The following is a 1,656-nucleotide window of genomic DNA, read 5'->3' on the forward strand; positions in this document are numbered from 1 at the left end:
AGGAAGCACCGGTCCTCCATGAGATCCAGGCGGAGCCGCCGGATGATCCGGCCGGCCGGGCCGCTTTGGATGACTGGACCACTGATTTCGAGGATGAGAACCCCGACCCGTGGTGGGAAGCGTTCGGGGGCGAGCCACCGGGCGCCCCCAAGGGCGACGTCCCCGAGGGGGATTCTCCCGAGGGTGGCGTTCCCGAGAGGGATGCTCGCGAGGGTGGCGTTCCCGAGGGGGATGCTCGCGAGGGTGGCGTTTCCGAGGGGGATGTTGCGGAGGTTCTGGGTTTGCCGCGGGTGGATTGGGTGAGCTTTGCCGAGTTCGAGGGGTGGTCGGAGGTTGAGGTGGCGAGGTTGCAGTTGGCTGCCGCGGAGTTGGTGAGTCCGTTGTTGTTCGCTCCGGTGTTTGTGGGTGTGAAGCCGCCGGAGCGGGTGGCCTTTGACCTGGTGGTGGATGAGGTTGCGGTCACTTTGCATCGAGCACGGCGGGATGGCCTGCCCGAACCAGCGGCCGCTGCGGCCGCGTGGGCGCGTGCTGCAGAGTTGGCGGCCAGCGTGCGGGAGGCGGGTGTGGAGGGTGCGCCGGATTTGTGGCGTACCGCCCGGCCGCCGGTGCGTGGTGGTGGGGGTGTGCCGTCGTCTGTGGGGGGCGTGGGGCAGCGCGGGCTGCGGGGCGGCAAACCCCCGCAGCGGGGGCCGGGGGAGACGTATCCGGGGGAGACGTATCCGGGGGAGACGTATCCGGGTGAGTCGCAGGCCGGACCATCCACCGCCCACCCGGCGTCGGGTGCGGATGCCCCGGTGGCATCCAGGCCGCAGGATGCCGCGTCCGGGAAAAGGAAGCGGGTTCGGCGGCGTGGGATACCTCGGGAGGAGTTGGCGGGGTGGGTCGCCCAGGCTCAAGCGGCGGGGCACACGACCGCCCAGGCAGGAATGCAATTCCTGCATGAACACCACGTCGGGGTTGCCGCCGGGGTTTGGCGGGATGTGTGGCGTGCTGAGTCCGGGAAGGGAAAGCGGCGGCGTGGGATACCTCGGGAGGAGTTGGCGGGGTGGGTCGCCCAGGCTCAAGCGGCGGGGCACACGACCGCCCAGGACGGAATGACATTCCTGCATGAACACAACGTCGGGGTTGACGGCAGGGTTTGGCGGGATGCGTGGCGTGCTGAGTTCGGGAAGGGGAAGCGGGTTCAGCGGCGTGGGATACCTCGGGGGGAGTTGGTGGGGTGGGTTGCCTGGGCTAAGGCGGCGGGGCACACGACCGCCAGGGCGGGCATGACGTTCCTGCATGAACACCACGTCGGGGTTGACGCCAGGGTTTGGAAGGCTGCGTGGCGTGCTGAGTCCGGGAAGGGGAAGCGGGTTCAGCGGCGTGGGATACCTCGGGGGGAGTTGGCGGGGTGGGTTGCCTGGGCTAAGGCGGCGGGGCACACGACGGCCAAGGCAGGGATGACGTTCCTGCGTGAACACCACGTCGGGGTTGCCGACGGGGTTTGGCGGGATGTGCGGCGTGTTGTTTCTGAGGCTGATGCTGCTGGTTTTGGTGTGACGACTGGTCAGTTGTCGGTTTTGCATGAGCAGGGGCTGGTTCCTGTTTATGTCGAGGCTGGGGGTGACTCTTTTTTTGCTGCGGCGCTGGATTCGATTCCTGGTCTGCGGGACA

The 1,656-nt window shown here is 68.1% G+C and carries 1 protein-coding gene; it reads left to right on the plus strand.

What is annotated here, in order from left to right; translation table 11 throughout:
* Positions 1-1,442: 1,442 nt before the first annotated feature.
* On the plus strand, positions 1,443-1,656 hold a 214-nt coding region (locus ACWDKQ_RS36065; RefSeq protein WP_450143223.1), incomplete at its 3' end, for a hypothetical protein.

The sequence above is a fragment of the Saccharopolyspora sp. NPDC000995 genome (genome assembly GCF_053599315.1).